Source organism: Caballeronia glathei (assembly GCF_000698595.1).
GTDB lineage: Bacteria > Pseudomonadota > Gammaproteobacteria > Burkholderiales > Burkholderiaceae > Caballeronia > Caballeronia glathei.
Genome location: NZ_JFHC01000001.1, coordinates 1 through 19,195, shown reverse-complemented (window position 1 = coordinate 19,195; position 19,195 = coordinate 1). Strand labels below are relative to the sequence as shown.

Below are 19,195 nucleotides of genomic sequence, written 5' to 3'. Positions count from 1 at the left end.
TTTGTGCTTGTTCCCGTGGCGCAAAAGGAGTGCTTCATGCTGACGCTTTATTCCTATCCGGACCTCTTCGGCGTCGCCGATAACAATCCGTTTGGTCTGAAGGTATTCGCGTTCATGCGGTTGTGCGGGCTCGACTTCGAGCATCGTCACGTCCTCGACACAAGCCTTGCGCCGCGGGGGCAACTGCCGTATCTCGTCGACGGCGGCGATACGATCGGCGACAGCGACAGCGTCGTCGCTCATTTGACGCGTCGGTACGATCTGCGCATCGACCGCGCGCTTTCGCCGGGACAATTGAATCTCGACTTCATGGTGCGGCGAACGCTCGACGACCTGTACTGGACAATGAGCTTTTCACGCTGGCGCGATGAACGCTTCTGGCCGTCGTTTCGCGACGCCGTTCTCGCCGCGCACGCCGACGTGCGCGCGAGCGATCTTGAAGCCGCGCGTGAATACAACCGGTTGCGGTATCACTATCAGGGCATCGGCCGCTATCAGCCGGAGCAGATCTATGCAAGGGGTATCGACGATCTGCGCGTCGTGGCGGATCTGCTCGGCGAGACCGGTTATGTTTTTGGCCCCGACCCAGCCACCGTCGACGCAGCGATCTATGGCTTCGTCGCCAATATCTACTTCTACGAAATCGACACGCCGTTGAAGCAGTACGTGCTCTCGCGCCCGGCGCTCGTGCGCCATTGCGAGGCCATTCATCGGCGGATCGGCACGCCTGTGAGGGTATCCTCTTGAGGTGCTCAACCGGCTGCCCGGGCAGAACGGTCCGTCAAGGGAGAATGTCCAACGGACGCGATTCTACCGTCTCAGTCCATTGATCATCGCCCTATGCGTTATGACCGTGCTTATCGCGATCCGAACGCTTCTGCTCCACATCGCCGGAAATATGCAGCGCCGCGCTTCGATTGATATGCGCCGCGATGTCGCGCGCAATTCGGGCGTTCACAAATTCAGGCCTCCAGCCGAGCGCCAGAGACTCGTCGATGGAAAGCACGTGCGGGAGTTCCAGCATGAGCACCTGCTCTCGAGCGAGCAACCGATAGCCCGACAGCCACGCAAGGCATTTCACCGGAAAGAGGGGGATGGAAATCTTTCGCGTGCGCCGGATGCCCAGTTCGTCCTTGATCTCGTCTATCCATTGCCTGATCGACAGAGGCTCAGGCGCTGCGGCGTTAAAGAAGCCGCTGGCACGGACCTCGGCGACCCGGCAAATCAGGCTGGCCACGTCGGCGACATGCACCATATGGATCTTGTGCTCGCCCCGGCCCGGAAACACGACAATGCCGAGCTTCGTCATCATTTTTACGAAGCCACGGAACAAGCCTTCGCGCCCTTCGCCACCAATAATGCACGGCACGATCGTGGCGGCTCCCGGCATGGCTTTCACAAATGCCTGCGCAGCCATCTTCGAACTGCTGTAGATGCCTTCTCCGCCCATCGGGCTCATGACGTCATATTTTTCCTGGCCCGTTTGCCGATACATCATGCTGGTACCGACATGAATGAAATGAGCAGGCGCGCGCTGGTATCGCTCGCAAAGATTCCTGGCAGCCAAAACATTGTTTCGCTCGAAGTACGATCTCCGAAAGAAAAATGGAAGATCCTTCGATACGTATTGAACCGCCGCGCAGTTCACCACGACGTCAAAGTCCGGTAACGAGGATACGAACGCCGGATCGGAGAGGTCTCCATGAAAATCGACACGTCCAGTCTTATCAGTCGTCTTCACCTCGTAAGCACGCGAGCTGAACTGCCTGACGCACTCTCTTCCAAGAAAACCCGACGCACCGGTTATCAGGACTCGCATAGCGTCTCCGCGTTTTGCGTCAGGATCTCGCAACGAGATAGACCCCGACGATGATGATTGCGATACCAGCCATTCTCTGTACGGAAATATATTCTCCGAACAGATACCAGGCGGCTATTGCATTGACTACGTATCCAATCGACAGCATTGGATACGCCATGCTCACGGGTACCTTGGACAACGCGACAATCCAGATTCCGACGCTCAGCGCGTAGCACGCGAGACCGGCCAGGATATGCGGCTCCATCCCTACCCGGAAGGTGGTCGAAAGCACGGCGTTCCCGCGGAAATCGAGCGTTCCGAGTGCGTTGGTGCCGGCCTTCAACCATAGCTGGGCCATCGCGTTCAGCAGAACGCCGCTTACGATGAGTGCGAAGCTCAAGATGCTCATTGACTCTCCAGAACGAACCCAGCGAAATTGGCGGGAGACGATCAAGCGTGCGGCGAGAGAAACGGCGCAATGGAATCGCATGCCGGGCAACCCAAAGCTCGAGCCATATCGGGTCGGCGCTGTTCTTGGGGATCGACATTCGCAGCCGGATGCACGCATCCTTCGTGCATTGAAGTGGCGCGCGATACGAGCAGGACGATCATTCGTTCATCTCGCGCAGCTACAGGCCGAGAGCCAGGCTAAATTCGGCACGCGATGAGCCATCTGACATGCCGGCGCGACAAAGCCTCCTTCGAGCACGACCTTCGCCATTGCAGCGGTCCGCGACTGGCCAGGATCGACGGGAGTGATGCGTGCGGCAGGAGGAATGCTTGTATCGGGGGAAGCCTATCGATGCGCACACGGTTCTACTGTGCGTTAGCCCGCATAGCGCCGGGCGTGCCGAACATGGAGCGTTTCATGACCTTGGCATCCGCTGGAATGCGGCACGACCTGCACAGCGCGCGAATCAAACCTGAAATCAACGGCTCCAGGCATCCGCCGAGCGGTGCTGCCGGGCCGCTACGCTCGGCTGCCCGAATGGGCAGCCATGAGACTGGACAGCGCGTCCGGTGCGGTGTCGTCCGGTCGATGCCGCAAACCGGTGCATGTACGAAGCGATCACTTAAATTTGCGAGCGAACGATCGGTTGCCTAGTATTAAAAGCCGCGAGCGGACAGAATATAAACATGCCCGTCGCTAGCAGCCTCGAAGCGACGGGCATACGAGTCAACGCACCCGGAGATCGTGACCATGGACGCAGCGGCTCAGCTTGCTTATAGGCCAGACATCGGCGTGAGCATTGCCGGGGTTTTGCCGAAGCGCGTGGAGACGACGCGGGAGCAGCCTGCCGCGCGCCGCAAGTGCGTCACATGCTTCAAGTGCTTCAGGCAAGCGGGAAGGCGCGGACACGCCGGACCATCCGTGACGATCGCGGCATCCGTGAGTGCGGCAAGCCGACGCGCGGGCTCGCCTGATGCCGCACTGTGCCCGATGCGCGTCGCGCACCTGCGGTGGCAGCGCGGGAATGAACCGTCAGCAACGCCGCCCGGAACCTCGAGCGCGTCCTCATCTCGAACGCAACACCCTCCCGATGGGCGCTCTTTCGATTGTCAGGCTGCCCGTGCGCTGCTGCGTATCAGGAACAAGATCAGGATCAGGATCAGGTTGCCCGACGAACTGGCCAAAGGCTTTACCCGCACCCTTCGCGTCCCGCCTCGCGAGGAGACTGCGGGGCGACACCGTCTGCATCGACGGTCCCATTTGCGTCGTGGCGTAGCGGTTACGGACAACAGGAGTAAGGATCATGGCCCGCCTCTATCTTGGCAACCTCGAGCCCGGCACTTCGGACGACGAGGTCCGGGAGTTTCTGCAGAAATACGGGTTCCCGGCGTTCGATTCCATCGAACATGAGCCCGGCGTCGGCACGCGTCCGGGAGTGGTCTTGACGTTCGACGGCGTCGACCCCATGGTGCTCGGCAGTCTGCAGCAGCGCATCCACAACATGTATTGGAAGAACCGGAAACTCAACGCGCTGATCCTGAAAGACGATTTCGCCTGATCCGGAGGCGCACGTTTGCCTGTCGCAGTCTGGTGCGAGCCGCCCATCAACCGGCGAGACGCGAGGAGTGCGTTCCCAGGAGCGCGGCAACCGGCGCGCGGGGTCGCGGTATCGAACAACATTCGCTGGCCCGGGTCTCGCCTGACTGAGCGCGAGGCGCGCGGCCACGTCATGCAGACACGGCAGCGGGATCGGCCTCCGATGCGGGCGGGGTCGAGATCGTCCCCGCGCCGTCAGCAACGGTCATCCAGAAAAATGGGGGCGTTATGGATGCAATCAGGGCGTTGCTCGAAAGCCAGCCGCTGTTCACGCTGTTTCTGACCGTCGCGCTGGGTTACGTCGTCGGCGAGATCAGCATCAAGGGGGTGTCGCTGGGATCGGGCGCGGTCCTCTTCGTCGGACTGGCCATCGGAGGATTTGCGCCCAAGGCCGCGCCGCCAGCCCTTCTCGGCACGCTTGGCCTGCTGCTGTTTCTTTATGGCATCGGCATCCAGTACGGCGCCCAGTTCTTCAAGGGCCTGACGAGTGCGGACGGAATCCGCGCCAATGCAGCCGCTGCTTTTGGGGTGGTGGGCTCCGGGTGCGTGTCCCTCGCGCTGGTGCCGCTGTTCGGCGTCAAACTCGACGAATCGCTCGGCATGTTCGCGGGTTCAGGCACCAGCACGGCGACCTTGCAGGCGATCATCGCGGCAATGAAAAGCGACGGCGCCGCCGTCGGCTACAGCGTGGCCTATCCCTTCGGTGTGGCAGGCCCCATCCTGATCATTTACATCCTGAGTGCCCTGCTCAAGGCGAAGATCGAGCGGCCGCCGGAAAAGCTCATCGAAACCGCTGAAATTGCCGTGAGAAACCCCGCGCTCAATGGCCTCAGGCTGGCGGATCTGAGGGCGAAACTGCCGGCCGGGGTGGTGATCGCCGCCGTGCGTCGCGAACACCGCAACCAGTTGCCCTCGGAGGACCTTACTCTGCAGACCGACGACGTCCTGCTCACCACTGCCATGGACCCGGCGGTGCTTCAGGATGTCGCGGCCCTCTGCGGCGAGATGCACCCGGGCCGGATGACCAAGCACCGGGAGGACCTCGACTATGCGCGGGTCTTTGCGTCGAGCCGCGCCGTGGTCGGGCATCCGCTGGGAGACCTCCGCTTTCCGGAGGGGGTCGTCTGCTCGATCGCCCATGTGCGCAGAGGCGATGCCGACATCATGCCGAGTCCCGACCTGATCCTCGAGTTCGGCGACCGCGTCGGCCTGCTTGTGAATCGCGCGCACGTCAAGGCGATCCGCAAGTTCTTCGGCGACTCCATCAAGGGCACGGCCGAGTTGAGCTTCATCTCCATCGGCGCGGGCGCGGCCGCCGGACTCCTGGTCGGCATGATCCCGCTGCCGATTCCAGGCATCGGCAAGCTGACGCTCGGGCTGGCCGCGCTGCTGCTCGTCGCGCTCTATCTCGGCAAGACTCGCCGCTTCGGACCATTCGTCTGGACGATGCCTCTTTCGGCCAATCTGGTCCTGCGCAATTTCGGCCTGACCATCTTTCTCGCGCAGGTGGGCATCGCCTCCGGGCCGAAGTTCTTTGCGACCGTCGGCGCGACCGGCGTGTCGTTCCTGCTCTACGGAGTGGTCATTCTCGTCGCGCTGGTCGTGATCACCGCGATCTTCTGTTTGTGGGTGTTCAAACTGCCATTCGACATGACGGTAGGCGTTCTCAGTGGCGCAACGGGGAATCCGGCCATCCTGGCCTTTGCGAATCGCGTGGCGCCGACGGAGCGGCCGGACCTCGGCTACGCCATGATTTTTCCTTCCATGACCATCGTGAAAATCCTGTTCGCGCAGATTGCCGTTGCCTTGGCTGGCGGATAGCCGACCGGCTTTTTCCGAGAGGACAGTCCTCCATCCACACGGGAGAGATGTGATGAAAGTTGCCGTATTCAGCGCCAAGCCCTACGACCGGGAGTTCCTCGATAAAGCCAACGCGGTCGAGGGTCACCATCTCAAGTACTTCGACGACCCGCTGGACCTGGAAACGGTCGACATTGCCGCGGGCCATGACGCCGTCTGCATTTTCGTGAACGACACGGCCGATGCTCAGGTGCTCGACGCGCTCAAGCGCGGCGGAACGAGCCTTGTCGCGCTGCGCTGCACCGGGTTCAACAACGTGGACCTGAAGGCCGCCGAACGTCTCGGCATCAAGGTCGTCCGGGTCGTCGACTATTCGCCCAACTCCGTCGCCGAGCACGCCGTCGCGTTGCTGCTCGCGATCAACCGCCGCATTCACCGCGCCTACAACCGCACCCGGGATTCCAATTTCGCCCTCGATGGCCTGATGGGTTTCGATCTCTATGGCAAGACGGTCGCCGTGGTCGGCACGGGCAAGATCGGCCGCGTGTTCGCGCGGATCATGCTCGGCTTCGGATGCAACGTCATCGGCTTCGACAAGTTCCCGTCGCCGGAATTCGAGGCGTTGGGCGCGCGCTATGCGCTGCCCGATGAAATAGGCACCAGCGCGGACATCATCTCGCTGCATTGCCCGCTCACACCGGATACGTATCACATCGTCAATGCGGACAGCCTGTCGCGCGCCAAGCGCGGCGCGTTGCTGGTCAATACGAGCCGTGGCGGGCTGGTCGACACCGAGGCGGTGATCGAGGCGCTCAAGAGCGGCCAGCTCGGGGGCCTGGCGCTCGACGTCTACGAGCAGGAAGCCGATGTGTTCTTTCGCGATCTCTCGGGCACCATCATCGCGGACGACGTGCTTCAGCGACTGGTCTCGTTTCCGAACGTCATCGTGACGGGCCATCAGGCATTCCTCACGCGCGAAGCCGTGACGACGATATGTCAGACGACCCTGCAAAGCGTCACGGAGTTCGAAACCGGAAAACCTCTGTCGAACGAAATCGCGAGTTCCTAGCGGGCGGCGCGCCGCCTTGCGCGACGGTTGATCTGCCCTCGGCGGCGCTTCTGCTCGTGGCCGCCGCCGGACGGGCGCCGCCATTGGCGCACGTCTTTAATCTGTCTTGCTGTTCGGTTCTGCCGCCGTGTCGGAACCGGGCAACCGGTATCGGTCCATCGCCGGTCCTGCTTCCCCATGACGATGCCGATAGCGCCGGACTGCCTTGCGCACCGGCTGCGTCGCGAGATAGGCGGCACGGTTCATGTACACGCCAAGACGAAAGCGTCCCAACCGCTCGACTCTCGGGCGCACCGGACCGGGTAGCCGCACGCGCGTGCGCCGGTAGTTGGTCGCCATGTGATCGAGCAGTGACAGCACGGCGCCGAATGGCGCACCCTCCACCCGGGCCGCTACCCGGCATGTCCGGCGAAAGAGGTTGCGGAACACGGTCATCCAGAATTCATCGTGCTCGCCGCCCTTGCAGCGCGTAAGAATCTCGTCACCGGTGATGGCCAGATCGCGGACATCCTGCACGCTCGACGCCTGCGCGAACCTGCCGCCCCGGCGCCGATAACCGACAAGCCCCTTGCGCAGGCCATAGACGCTCAGCGCGCGCGCATAGACGGATGGCACGACCGCCTCTTCCTCATGGTGGCGCGCGCCTGCCGGAAACGGGTCCGGTTGAAAGAGCGCCGTCTTGTAAGTGCGTGCCCATGCGAAGGCATGAGAGCGTTGCGCGAAATTCATGAGCGCTGCGTCGTCCACCGCATGCCCGCCTGCACGCGCTTCCCGCACCAGTTTGATGCGTTCCAGGACCTGGCCGGCGTCGCTGATCATCGCGACGTCGTATTCGATAACGTCCCACTTCTGGTCGGTGAGCAATGGCACGATCACGTCGGAAAAGTCCGGCATGTGGATGTCGTGGCCGTCGAGAAAGGTCACGTACGGCGTCTTCACGACGGACAGTCCCACCTTGCACCCTTCGCCGAAGCCCCGGTTCGACGCACGCAGCAGACGAATGTGTTCGCCACGGTCGCGCTCGGCGACCGCGCTCGCTGCGGCATACGTCGAGTCGGTCGAGCCCTGGTCGATGACGGCGATGTCGATCGAATCGATCCATCGCTGCGAAAGCACCGAATTCAGCGATTCTTCGATGCAGCTTTCGACGTTGTAGGCAGGAATGACGACCGTGAGCAGCCGGACCTGCGAACCATTCATGGCTGTACGCATCTTGGCACGTGAAATGTGAGGTGGAGACGAACCTGCGCTTCCCGATGCGGGGGGCAAGCAGACATCGAGCAGGTCCCGTGTCAGTGCTTTCGCCGACGACACGAACATCGCGGCACGTTACGTGATGCAATTTATGCCATCTATGCGCTACGGAACGGTGTCGGTCACGCGCGCATGTGCTGCGGTCGAGCGGGTCAAACAAGGTGACGCAGTGCGATATGTCTAGCACACCTTCGTTCATGCCGACGCATCGTGTGGTGCATTGACTACGATTCTGTCCGTGCCGCGCGAGCGAATCAGACAGGTTCGCAGCGCACTCGCTCCTGCACATTCCTGCGTGCGCTCGCGCACCTCGTCAAATACCGGTTTGTGCCCGATACAACAGACAATAGACGGCGCATGACTGCTTCGGAGGTACGGCGGCGAACGTGTCCTAACGCACAGATGGAACGTGTCGAACGACTAAGCTCTGACCAATACCCCGGCGCAAACGTTCTCCGTGCCGGCAATGACAAGCATCCAAATCTTGCCTGAGGTGATCGTGCCGGGAATGAACGTGCCCCTCTGTGTCGACCTCGATGGAACGCTGACGCGAACCGACGTGCTGGTCGAGTCATTCCTCGTGCTCGTCAAGAAGAACCCGGTCTATCTACTGCTGTGCATCGGCTGGCTGCTGCACGGCAAGGCTAACCTGAAGGAACAGATCGCGCAGCGCGTTTCGCTCGACGTATCGCTGCTCCCGTATAACGCACGCTTTGTCGATTTCCTGCGCGAGCAGCGTTCAACGGGACGCGACCTCTATCTCTGCACTGCGTCGAATCAGCGGTTCGCCGAGCAGGTCGCCACCTATTTTGGCTTCTTCAAGGGCGTCCTGGCAAGCGACGAAGCGCGCAATCTCTCGGGCAACACCAAGGCAGGTGCGCTTTCAGCCGAGTTCGGGGTACATGGCTTCGACTATTGCGGCGACGCGCTCGCCGACGTGCCGGTGTGGAAGGAGTCGAGGCACGCGATCGTCGTCGGCAACCGGCACATCGCCGCAGCGGCGGAGAAGGTAAACAAGACGATCGTCTTCTTCGAGCAGAAGCGATCGCTCGTGCGCCTGACGATCAGGGAAATGCGGGTGTACCAGTGGGTCAAGAACCTGCTCATCTTCGTGCCGTTGCTCGCCTCGCATCGCTTCACCGAGCGCGACACGGTGATCGCCGAGGTGATCGCATTCTTCGCCTTCAGCTTCTGCGCTTCGGCGGTGTATCTGCTCAACGACATGCTGGACCTCGACGCGGACCGCCGCCATACGAGCAAGCGCAACCGGCCCTTTGCATCGGGTCAGTTGTCGCTCGTCTGGGGCATGGTGCTGACGCTCATGCTGCTTGCCGCCGCCGCCGGACTCGCCGTGCTGTCCGCACCGGAGTTCCGGCTGGTGCTGGCCGGCTACTTCGCCGTGACGATCGCCTATTCGTTCATCCTCAAGCGCATGATGCTCGTGGACGTGTTCACACTGGCCGCACTCTATGCGACACGCGTTCTCGCCGGCGGCGCCGCGGGCAACATTCCGCTTTCGGACTGGCTCATCATGTTCTCGGTGATGATCTTCCTGAGTCTCGCGATGGTGAAACGCTATACGGAACTCGATGCGTTGCTGCGCGACGGGAAGGTATCGGCCACGGGACGCGGCTACGTCACCCAGGATCTGGGGATTCTGCGTTCGTTCGGCACCGCGTCGGGCTATGTCGCCGTCCTGGTGCTGGCGCTTTACCTGAATTCCACCGACGTGCGCGCGCTCTATCCGCATCCGCGGGCGCTATGGGTGCTCTTCGGCCTGTTGATGTACTGGATCAGCAGGATGTGGATGCTCGCCTTCCGCGGGCAGATGCACGACGATCCGATCGTATTCGCGATCAGGAACCGCCACAGCCTGATCGTCATCAGCCTGTGTGTCGCCACCGTGGTCGCGGCGAGCTGACCCCGTGTCGACTTCGTTCATTCAATAGCGCGTTGCCGGGTTGAGCGGCACGTGCAGTGCGCTGGCCCGCATCTACGCTCCCCGCTCCATCGACGGCCTGAGCGCGTGGCGTACCGCATTCTTCATTCAACTGCGCAAACGGGAGGAGCCATGCTGAATTCACGGGCCTTACGCACGAAGCCGGCATCGACGATAACCGCCGTCGCAGCATTGCTCATCGTGATCGCCGCGGGCCTGATCGCGGCGCGTCTGATGAATATGTCCACCGGGTTTCGCGCCAATCCCGTCGAAGCGTTCAGCGACTTCAATTTCTACTATTACGCGTTCACCGTCGTGCTGCACCAGCCGCACGATGCGGCGCTTCTCTACGATCACGACGCGCTCGTCGCCTTCCTCCAGACGATGGACGCGAGGCACAAGGGCTTCGATATCCTCTACGGATATCCGCCGCAGTTCGCGCTGTTCTTTTCATGGCTCGGGCTGCTGACGCTGCTCGACGCCAAGATCGCGTGGACGCTCATGTCGATCGTGCTGTGCGCGATCGGCGTGATTCTCGTCGCGAAGACCGCGTATCGCGGGGACGAACGCGGCGCGACCCTGCTGCTGGTCGCCATCGCGCTGCTGAATCGGCCGATCGTGGAGAACGTGTTCTGGGGCCAGTCGAACGAACTGCTGTTTTTCCTGCTCGCCGCGACCTTGTTCCTGATGGAGCGCGGCAAGCGCTACTGGGCAGGCCTCTTCCTCGCCTTGGCCATCGTACTGAAAGTGACGCCGCTTGCCGTCGCGGGCCTGCTGCTGTTGCGCCGTGAATGGCGCACGGTGGCCGCCACGTTCGCCTGGTCGGTGGCTTTCACGCTCGTCACCGCGGTGTACCTGGGCTTTCGTGTCGTGTGGCACTACTTCATCTCGGACATGCCGCGCCTGAACGCCCAGAATCTCTCGATGGGCGGCCTGCCCGGCAACAACTCGGTGAGAGGCGTGTTGCAGACGATATCGGGCGGCATGGGCATGCCGGCGTCGAATGCCACGCTGACGACGGTCGGGCTGCTGGTCGCGCTGGCCGTGTGCCTGCTCAGTGCATATCTCGTGTTCCGGCGCCATGCGGACAGGCGGATCGACTACGCGCTCGCCTGCATGACGATGCTGGTGGCGTCCCCGATGCTCGAGCCGGTCCATATGATGGTCACGCTGATTCCGCTGATGATTCTGTTCGGGACAGCGTTCGAACAGCACGGTCAGCAGGGCTCGGCGATCGCGCCGAGAATGGAAATGCTGCTTGGCACGCTCGCGGTCGTGCTGCTGGTCTTCTCGGTGCGATTTGTTTCGTACAACGCCGCTGCACTGATCGTCTACGGTCTCTGCGTGGCCCGGTACTTCCCGCCGTCGGCGATGCGTCGACAAGCTCGGGCCCGGCGGTTTTCCTGAGCGCGTGCCGCGATCGGGAGAATGTGCGGCTCGGCAGCGCACGCCGATCTGATGCGCCATGCGAGAGATCGCGGGGAATGTCCCTGCCGTGTGTCCAGAAACAAAAAAGCCTCCCGGTCAGAAGGAGGCTTTTTTGTCTGGCGTGTCAACGTCGTCGATTTGCCGCATCCCAGTTGATATCGACGCACAGCACGTGCAGCCCGCGCGGCGTCTGCGCGGCAACCGACGCCGTCACGCACAGATGCGCCTCGTTGATCGACAGATACGGCGCCGTCAGATGCACGCGCCCCGGCGCGCGCAGCGCCTCGATGAAGTACGGCCGGCGCTCCCAGCTCGCGCCTTCCGAATGCAAGAGCGGGCTGAAGCGCTTCGCCCGCTGCGACGTGCGCACGACCGGCACGACGTTGTCGCCGATCTGGCGGCCCGCGTGGTCGAGCAGGAAGCAGCGCGCCGTGTCGTGAAGCTGCAGCAGGTCGCGCGTGGCGTCGGTGAGCGATTCGCCGTCGACCAGCCTCGCCGCCGCGTTTTCGAGCCCGCTCACGTAGGGCGCGAGGCGCGCGGCCTGGCCCCGCTCGCGGGCCGCCACGCGCTCGCGCGACGCCGCCGAGAGCGCGTCCATCACGCCCGCTGCCGCCTGCGGCTTGACTGCCTCGACGCTCGGCCCCGCGAAATAGGCGCCCTGCACGAAATCGACGTTGCATTCGAGCGCGATCAGCGCGTCGCGCTCGGTGGCGAGCCCGCCCATCAGCACGAGCTGCCCGGATTCGTGCAGCAGCGACACCAGCCCCGGCAGCACGCGCTCGATGTGCGAATGCTCGCTCGCCTGCTGGAGGATGCAGCGGTCGAGCGTGACGATGTCGGGCCGCAGATGCCACACGCGGTCGATGTTCGAATGCTTGACGCCGAAGCCGTCGAGCGCGATCAGAAAGCCCGACTTGCGCAGCGAATCGACGATCTCGGCGAAACGCGTCGTTTCGCCGCCCGCCTGCTCGGGCACTTCCAGCACCACGCGCTGCGGCGGCAAGCCGATTTCCTTGAGCGCCGCGAGCAGCGCGTCGCCGTAGCTGGTATCCATCAGCGCGGCGGGGTGCAGGCTCAGGAAAAGCCACTCGTCGTGGCTGTCGAAGGCGTAGAAGTTGCCCAGATGCAGCGACTCGGCGAGCCGCCCGAGTTCGAGCAGGTCGCCGCGACGTGCCGCCTGCGTGAACACTTCGTGCGACGGAACGTGGCGATCGGCGTCGTCGCGGGCCCGCAGCGACGCGTGATAGCCGATCGCGCGCCGGTGCGACACCGAAAATACCGGCTGGAACACGCTGAACACGGTGTATTCGCCATACAGGACGGTGCGCCGCGAGCCGTCGTCGTCGGCGACGGGGCGCGGCGGCTGGAAGCGGGGAGGGTCGAGATCAACCATGCTCATGGTAGGGGCAGGAGGTCGGTGCTTTCGCGGATTGACGTAACCACTCAGTTTACAGGATAGGCGCCAGAACGTCCGAGCAAGAACCATGCGCATGCAACTGCTGGCCGGATTCCGGACCATTTCGCGCTGATTCGTGTGTTGATTCGCAGGCTGACGGGATTTTCACGCAGCACCGCCCGCAACGCGCGCCGGCGGGTGCGTCGCGACGCGGTGCCGGACGCACCGTTGCAGTGCGGCGCGCACGCTCGGGTGGCGACAGCACGCCGGGCCGGCGGCATCGCCCGTTGGCGTCAGTTCGATTCCGACGGGTCCGCCTTGCGTGTCGCCGCCGCCCGGATTTCCGGCGCGAGCTGCCCGAAGATCCACGCGGAAGCGGCGGTGATGACGCCGACGCAGAGAAACGTCGCGTGGAACGCGGGCAGCGAGTTCGATTCGGTGACGCGCGGCAGGAGGCCGGTGAACGTCGCGAGGATCGCGCCCGCGATCGTCACGCCGAGGCTCATCGACAGCATCTGCACGAGCGAAAAGAGGCTGTTGCCGCTGCTCGCGCCGCCGGTGCCGAGATCCTTCAGCGTGAGCGTGTTCATCGCGGTGAACTGCATCGAGTTGACGCTGCCGAAGAACGCGAGCTGCACGAGGCGCAGCCACAGCGGCTGGTCCGCGCTCGTCAGCGAGAAGCTCGCCATCGTCGCTCCGACGAGCACGGTGTTCACGATCAGCACGCGCCGGTAGCCGTAGCTTCCGATGAGTCGCGTCACGAGGCGCTTGGACAGCATGCCCGCCGCGGCGACCGGCAGCATCATCATGCCCGCCTGGAACGCCGAATAGCCGAGGCTCACCTGCAGCAGCAGCGGAATCAGATAAGGCATCGCACCGCTGCCGATGCGCGCGAACAGGTTGCCGAGCAGGCCCACGCTGAACGTATGGATCTTGAAGAGATCGAGCGGGAAGAGGGGCTTGGCGGCGCGCGTCGCGTGCAGTCCGTACGCGACGAGGCATCCGAAGCTCAGCACGAGCAGCACGAGCACGATGGCGTGCTCGAGGCCGAGGTCGGCGAGGCCGTCGAGCGAGATGGTGAGCGACACCATGCCAACCGCGAGCAGCAGGTAGCCGGCGAGGTCGAACGGCGGCGTGGCCGGATTGCGGCTGTCCGGCATGTACAGCTTCGTCGCGATGCAGCCGACGATCCCCACCGGCACGTTGATCAGGAAAATCCAGTGCCACGACGCGATCTGCACGAGCCAGCCGCCGAGCGTCGGCCCGATCAGGGGTCCGATCAGCCCCGGAATGGCGACGAACGCGAGCGCCGAAAGATAGCGCTCCGCCGGGAACACGCGCAGCACGGCGAGGCGCCCGACCGGCAGCAGCATCGCGCCGCCCACGCCCTGCACGACGCGGTAGGTCACGAGCTGCATGAGCGTCTGCGCGTTCGCGCAAAGCAGCGAGCCGATCGCGAACACGAGAATCGCGCTGAAAAACACGCGCTTCGTGCCGAGCTTGTCGGCGAGCCAGCCGGATACCGGAATCATCATCGCCATCGTGAGCGAATAGGCGATCACGACGCCCTGCATGCGCAGCGGCGGCTCGCCGAGGCTTTTCGCCATCGCTGGGAGCGCGGTGTTGACGATCGTCGAGTCGAGCGTCTGCATGAAAAAGCCCGTGGCGACGAGCCACAGCATGATGGTGAGCGCCCGGTCGGATGGCGTGGCGGCGGCGCTCGGGCGGATGGCTTCTGACATGGGGCTCCGGTGTGGTCGGAAATCGCGCCCCGATTCTACGGTGATTCGGGATTGCCCCGCTGCGCGCCCCGCCCGTAGACTGACGAATCCGAAGAACGAGAAAAAGCCCGCAGACATGACTCCGCTCGAACAGCTCTGGCACGCGGCGGCGTGCGATGCCGCCGCTCTTGCTTCGCTCACGGTGACGGGCGGCGATCCGCAATTGCCGTCGGTGTATCGCATGGCGGCGCTCGCGACAGCGGCGATCGGCGCGTCGGCGCTCGCCGCCGCCGAGTGTTTTCGGGAGCGCACCGGGCGCGCGCAGCAGGTCGAGCTGGACGCGCGGCGCGCGTGCGTCGCGTTTCGCAGCGAGCGTTACCTGCGTATCGACGACGGCGCGGCGCCCGAGCTGCGCGACCCGCTGATGGGCTTCTACGAAACGCGCGACGGCCGCTGGATCCAGCTTCACACGAACTTCGCGCACCATCGCGAGGGCGTCGTGCGCGTACTCGGCTGCGCGAACGACCATGCTGCGGTCACGCAGGCGATCCGCGCCCGGGACGGCGCCGCGCTCGATCAGGCGCTCGCCGACGCGGGCCTGTGCGCCGCGCTCATCCGCTCGCCCGACCAGTGGGCCGCGCTGCCGCAGGCGCGCGCGGTGGCGGGGCTGCCGCTCATCGAGAACATCCGCATCGGCGACGCGCCGCCGCGGCCGATCGGCGATGCGCGCGCCGAGCGCCCGCTCGCGGGCGTGCGCGTGCTCGATCTGAGCCGGATCATCGCGGGGCCGGTCGCGGGGCGCACGCTCGCGCAGCACGGCGCCGACGTCCTGCTGATCAACGGCCCGCATCTGCCGAACATCGCGCCGCTCGTCATCGACAACGGCCGCGGCAAGCGTTCCGCCACGCTCGATCTGCGCGAGGCGGGCGGGCGCGAGTCGCTGCGCGCGCTATTGGGCGAGGCGGATGTTTTCCTGCAGTCGTACCGGCCGCAGTCGCTGGCGGCGCGCGGCTTCGGGCCGGAGGACGCGGCGCGGGCGCGTCCCGGAATCGTCTACGCGACGGTCTCGGCCTACGGCCACGAGGGGCCATGGGCGGCGCGGCGCGGCTTCGACAGCCTCGTGCAGTCGGCAAGCGGCATCGCGTGGACGGAGGCGCGCGCCGCGGGCGAGACGAAACCGCGCCACCTGCCGTGCCAGGCGCTCGACCACGCGACCGGCTATCTCGCCGCGTTCGGCGCGATGGTCGCGCTGCAGCGGCGCGCGAAGGAGGGCGGGAGCTGGCTCGTGCGGGTGTCGCTGGCGCAGACGGGGCACTGGCTGAAATCGCTCGGCACGCAGGAGGACGGCCAGCGCGCGCCCGACCCGGCGATCGACGACGTGCGCGACGCCTTGCAGACAATGGAGTCGCCATTCGGCAGGCTCACCTGCACGCAGCCCGCCGAGCGCATGACGGCGACGCCGCCGCACTGGTCGCGGCCGCCCGTGCCGATCGGCACCGACCAGCCGGGCTGGTAGCGCGAAGGGGTAAAGGCAAAGCTGTGAAGGTGCGCTACTTGCGCAGTTCCGCGACGAAATCGTAGTAATCGTTGCGGCAGTAGGTATCGGTGAGTTCGATCGCGCGCTGGTCGGCGGTATAGCCCACGCGCGTGATCAGAAGCAGCGCGTCGTGCGTCGCGATGCCCATCTGCTGCGCGATTTCCTCGTTCGCGTTCACCGCGCGGAAATGCTGGAGCGCGCGCACGATCGACAGGCCGCGCTGGTCGAGAAAGCTGTAGAGCGAATCACCGACCGCCATCGGATCGGGGATCAGCGAGGCGGGGAAGGTCGAATTCTCGACGGCCATCACGATGCCGTCCGCAAGGCGCAGGCGCCGCAGCCGCGCGACCGCCGCCGCCGGCGAAAGCCCGAGCTGGATCACTTCGTCGCGGTTGGCGGGCTCGACCACGCGTGAAATCCACTTCGAGCTCGGCGTGAAGCCGCGCCGCCGCAGCATTTCGCTGAAACTCGACAGGCGCGAGAGCGGGTCCTCGTAACGCGGCGTAATGAAGCTGCCCGCGCCCTGCGTACGCCGGATGAGCCCCTGTTCGACGAGCAGCGCGATCGCCTTTCTCGACGTGATGCGCGACACGCCAAGCGCCTCCGACAGCACGCGTTCCGACGGCAGCGCCTCGCCCGGGTTCCAGCGGTTCTCGTGGATCGCGTGAGCGAGCTTGCGGGCAAGTTGCAGATAGAGCGGGGTGTCGCTGTCCGGGTCCGGGCGCAGGTCGCGCCAGCGGTCTTCCGATGTCGAGTTCATCAGATTGCGCGAGATACCCCGCCATTCATGGCGGGGAGGGATAGCGCGGACCGCGAAGCGGTCCCTGCTCCCGCGATTCTTCCTGAGGTGGCTATCCTTGAATACGCGTAGCCGTCGCTACGCTGAACGAGCCGGCAATAACGGTGCGCAATGCCCTGCACCGCGCCGCCGGCGCCCTGAATGTTGAAACTTCCTGAGGCCCGCACCGCCACGCGGCCACTATAGCTACCGGCCTTCTTTCCGGCGGGCACCGAAGCACGCACCAGGTCGCCGGTCTGAAACCCGAAGTGCTGCTTCTCACGGGTCAGATAGCCGCGCGGAAAGCCGAATCTGTTCAGGCGGGTACGCTGGTAGCTGCCACGCCCGGTGCACTTCGCCTGTGCGGTCGGTTTCTGCCAGGCGGTGACGAACGAGATTTCACCGACGCACACTGCATCGAGCGCATGCGTCTTCGGCAGGCCGAGCGTCATCCGATTGAACTTCGTTCGTCCGCCCGAAGCGAGTTCCACCGGCAATCCGGTGGCTTTGAGTACGTTCGACAGCACCCAGCGTGTCGCGTTGACTGCCGCCGCATCTTTCAGCGGACGCTTCGCTCGCGCCAGGATCCGCGCCAGTCGCCTCGAGTCTTTCGCAAGGAACACTTCGACTGGCGAGGCGCCTTTGGCGCGGTTGCAGGCACCACAGGCCAGCGTCAGGTTGCTGACACGGTTTGAACCGCCGCGGGCTTTCGCATGGATGTGCTCGATCTGCAGCGGCGTGCCGGCGGTGTCGCAGTAGGCGCACTGACGTCCCCACTTCTCGAGCAGATATTCCCGCGCCTCGTAGCCCGCCAGCGTGCCCTGCTGGTAGTCGATGCCTCGGATTTCGGGGTTTTCGAGCGCCTGCATGTCAAAACGCACCAGCTCGCTCGAAAGTGCCGTCACGGGTGCCCAGCGCTGTATGCGCCGTACCCATGCGAGGGTAGAGTCGATCCGATGCTGCAACGACGGCGCCAGCCAGCCCGCCGGACGGGAGCGGTTCAAGAAACGCGGCGCCCGGTAACGCAGGTTGCCACGTCGGCGCCGACGCATGGCGCGCCGCGCGGTTAGTGTCTCGCTAATTTGCCGTCCGCGATGAACCAACTCGAACAGGTTGAGTACTGCCGCGCCACGCTGGATTTCTCCCGTCGCGGGCACGATGATTTCGGTGTCGCGTACCAGCGCCATTCCGGTGATCCTGCTGCCCGGGTCGAGCTTGAGACGAAGAGCCTGGCTCGCGCAGGACTCGACGTGGCGGTCGATGAGCCGGATAACGAAAGGCACGACACGATGCACGCGTGCGCGGCCGCGCGCGAGCAAAAGCTTCGCGCGCTTCTCGCTGCAAGGCATCAATGGCCTGCCTCGCCTGTCCAGCACAAAAACCGACATCGCGGCCCCTCTGAAACTCTCCCGGAATCCGTCCGGTGCGGTTGCCCTTACGGGCCTTGTGACGGGAACCTTGCGGCTCCGCTCCCCTCGACCATGTTGTGCAGCAGCTTCGGCTTGACGCCTCGTCGCAGCCCGTTTCGTGCCTACCCGGGGCGTGTCTGCTGCTGCGACTTCCAGAGCGCCGGACTGAGGAAGCATCCAGCGGTGGGTCTTGTACTTCTGCACAACGTAGCGGACTGGCTACCGCTTGGTCTGGTCAAACTCGAGCCCGCGAGTGATCCCGCAAGCTCCGGCCCTCAGGCCGGGGTGTTTGACAAAGCGGACGCAAGGGGGCCAAGCGGCGATTCTAAGACAAACGGGTGACGCGGGCGGCACGGATTGCAAGGTAAAAGCAAGGCCGGACCACAAAAGACGCTCGCCGGGGCGAGCGTCCCTGGGGAATTCGCGCGGAGCTCAGACCGTCGCCGGGCCGCCCACGCCGCGTCCCGTGCGCATGTAGAGCACGACCGACAGCCCCACGGCGAGCGCCGCCGCGACCGCCGCGAAGAGGAACACCGAGCCGTAGCCGAACTCGCCCGCGACATAGCCGGCGAGCGGCCCGGTCAGGCCGAGCGACAGGTCGAGAAACACCGAATACGCCGAGAGTGCCGCGCCCCGGCTCGCGGGCGGCACGAGCCCGACCGCCTCGACGCCGAGCGCCGGAAACACCAGCGCGAAGCCGAAGCCCGTGAGCGCGGCGCCCGCGAGCGCGAACGCCGGATCGGGCGCGAGCCAGAGCAGGAGGAGGCCCGCGCATTCGAACGCGAACGACACGATCGCCACGCGAAAGCCGCCGTAGGTCTTGATCGTGTTGGCGAAGAGCAGCCGCGCGCCGACGAAGAGCGTGCCGAACACCGTGAGCGAAAGCGCCGCGTTCGGCCAGTGGTGCGCCGCGTAGAAAAGCGTGATGAAGGTGGCGATCGACCCGAAGCCCGCCGAGCCGAGCGCGAGCCCGAGGCCGTGCGGCAGCACGCGGAAGAACACGCTGCGGTACGACA

At 64.6% G+C, this 19,195-nt stretch carries 15 protein-coding genes; 7 read left to right on the top strand and 8 right to left on the bottom strand.

All coding sequences use genetic code 11. The features are described from left to right. Positions 1-36: 36 nt before the first annotated feature. A complete protein-coding gene (locus tag BG61_RS00075) occupies positions 37-747 on the top strand; it encodes a glutathione S-transferase C-terminal domain-containing protein (protein WP_035940951.1) in 711 nt (236 codons plus the stop codon). A gap of 91 nt (positions 748-838) precedes the next feature. On the opposite strand, the gene BG61_RS00070 is transcribed toward BG61_RS00075, so the two are convergent. Then, positions 839-1,819: an NAD-dependent epimerase/dehydratase family protein gene (locus BG61_RS00070; RefSeq protein WP_035940949.1), complete on the bottom strand. Its 981-nt coding sequence runs from the start codon at positions 1,817-1,819 to the stop codon at positions 839-841. Between the two features lie 19 nt (positions 1,820-1,838). Further along, a complete protein-coding gene (locus BG61_RS00065; RefSeq protein WP_442319921.1) occupies positions 1,839-2,291 on the bottom strand; it encodes an SMR family transporter in 453 nt (150 codons plus the stop codon). Positions 2,292-3,555: 1,264 nt separating this feature from the next. Between BG61_RS00065 and BG61_RS00060 the strand changes: the two genes are divergently transcribed. From BG61_RS00060 to BG61_RS00050, 3 genes are all read left to right on the top strand, one after another. Then, positions 3,556-3,810: an RNA-binding protein gene (locus BG61_RS00060; protein ID WP_035940944.1), complete on the top strand. Its 255-nt coding sequence runs from the start codon at positions 3,556-3,558 to the stop codon at positions 3,808-3,810. Between the two features lie 266 nt (positions 3,811-4,076). Continuing rightward, positions 4,077-5,669, top strand: coding sequence for an aspartate:alanine exchanger family transporter (locus BG61_RS00055; RefSeq protein ID WP_035940942.1), 1,593 nt, complete (start codon positions 4,077-4,079; stop codon positions 5,667-5,669). A 52-nt stretch (positions 5,670-5,721) separates the two neighbouring features. Next, the gene (locus BG61_RS00050) at positions 5,722-6,717 is read left to right on the top strand and encodes a 2-hydroxyacid dehydrogenase (protein WP_035940940.1); all 996 of its coding nucleotides are present in this window, start codon (positions 5,722-5,724) and stop codon (positions 6,715-6,717) included. 96 nt (positions 6,718-6,813) lie between these two features. On the opposite strand, the gene BG61_RS00045 is transcribed toward BG61_RS00050, so the two are convergent. Then, positions 6,814-7,917, bottom strand: a complete 1,104-nt coding sequence (locus BG61_RS00045; protein WP_051672193.1) for a glycosyltransferase family 2 protein — start codon at positions 7,915-7,917, stop codon at positions 6,814-6,816. 520 nt (positions 7,918-8,437) lie between these two features. Here BG61_RS00045 and BG61_RS00040 point away from each other — a divergent pair. Beyond that, the gene (locus tag BG61_RS00040; protein ID WP_129572358.1) at positions 8,438-9,892 is read left to right on the top strand and encodes a UbiA family prenyltransferase; all 1,455 of its coding nucleotides are present in this window, start codon (positions 8,438-8,440) and stop codon (positions 9,890-9,892) included. A 150-nt stretch (positions 9,893-10,042) separates the two neighbouring features. Then, positions 10,043-11,317 (top strand): glycosyltransferase family 87 protein, encoded by a 1,275-nt coding sequence (locus tag BG61_RS00035; protein WP_035940939.1) that lies wholly within the window; start codon positions 10,043-10,045, stop codon positions 11,315-11,317. 145 nt (positions 11,318-11,462) lie between these two features. On the opposite strand, the gene BG61_RS00030 is transcribed toward BG61_RS00035, so the two are convergent. Together BG61_RS00030 and mdtD are read right to left on the bottom strand one after the other, a co-directional pair. Beyond that, positions 11,463-12,737, bottom strand: a complete 1,275-nt coding sequence (locus BG61_RS00030; protein WP_035940936.1) for an EAL domain-containing protein — start codon at positions 12,735-12,737, stop codon at positions 11,463-11,465. 290 nt (positions 12,738-13,027) lie between these two features. Further along, complete coding sequence (gene mdtD / locus BG61_RS00025) at positions 13,028-14,416, bottom strand: multidrug transporter subunit MdtD (RefSeq protein ID WP_370818113.1); 1,389 nt, start codon at positions 14,414-14,416, stop codon at positions 13,028-13,030. Positions 14,417-14,591: 175 nt separating this feature from the next. Here mdtD and BG61_RS00020 point away from each other — a divergent pair, with 175 nt between their 5' ends. Next, positions 14,592-15,971 carry a CoA transferase gene (locus BG61_RS00020; protein WP_035940931.1) on the top strand — a complete coding sequence of 460 codons (1,380 nt, stop codon included), beginning with the start codon at positions 14,592-14,594 and terminating at the stop codon, positions 15,969-15,971. Between the two features lie 34 nt (positions 15,972-16,005). Here BG61_RS00020 and BG61_RS00015 read toward each other — a convergent pair whose 3' ends face one another. The 3 genes from BG61_RS00015 to BG61_RS00005 form a co-directional block, all read right to left on the bottom strand. Next, positions 16,006-16,752: a GntR family transcriptional regulator gene (locus BG61_RS00015; protein ID WP_035940929.1), complete on the bottom strand. Its 747-nt coding sequence runs from the start codon at positions 16,750-16,752 to the stop codon at positions 16,006-16,008. Further along, entirely contained in the window at positions 16,752-18,158 is a 1,407-nt protein-coding gene (gene iscB / locus BG61_RS00010) for an RNA-guided endonuclease IscB (protein WP_035940928.1), read from the bottom strand. Before iscB ends, BG61_RS00015 begins: the two co-directional genes overlap by 1 nt. A gap of 453 nt (positions 18,159-18,611) precedes the next feature. Continuing rightward, positions 18,612-19,195: MFS transporter (locus BG61_RS00005; RefSeq protein ID WP_035940927.1), on the bottom strand; the 584-nt coding region annotated here is incomplete at its 5' end.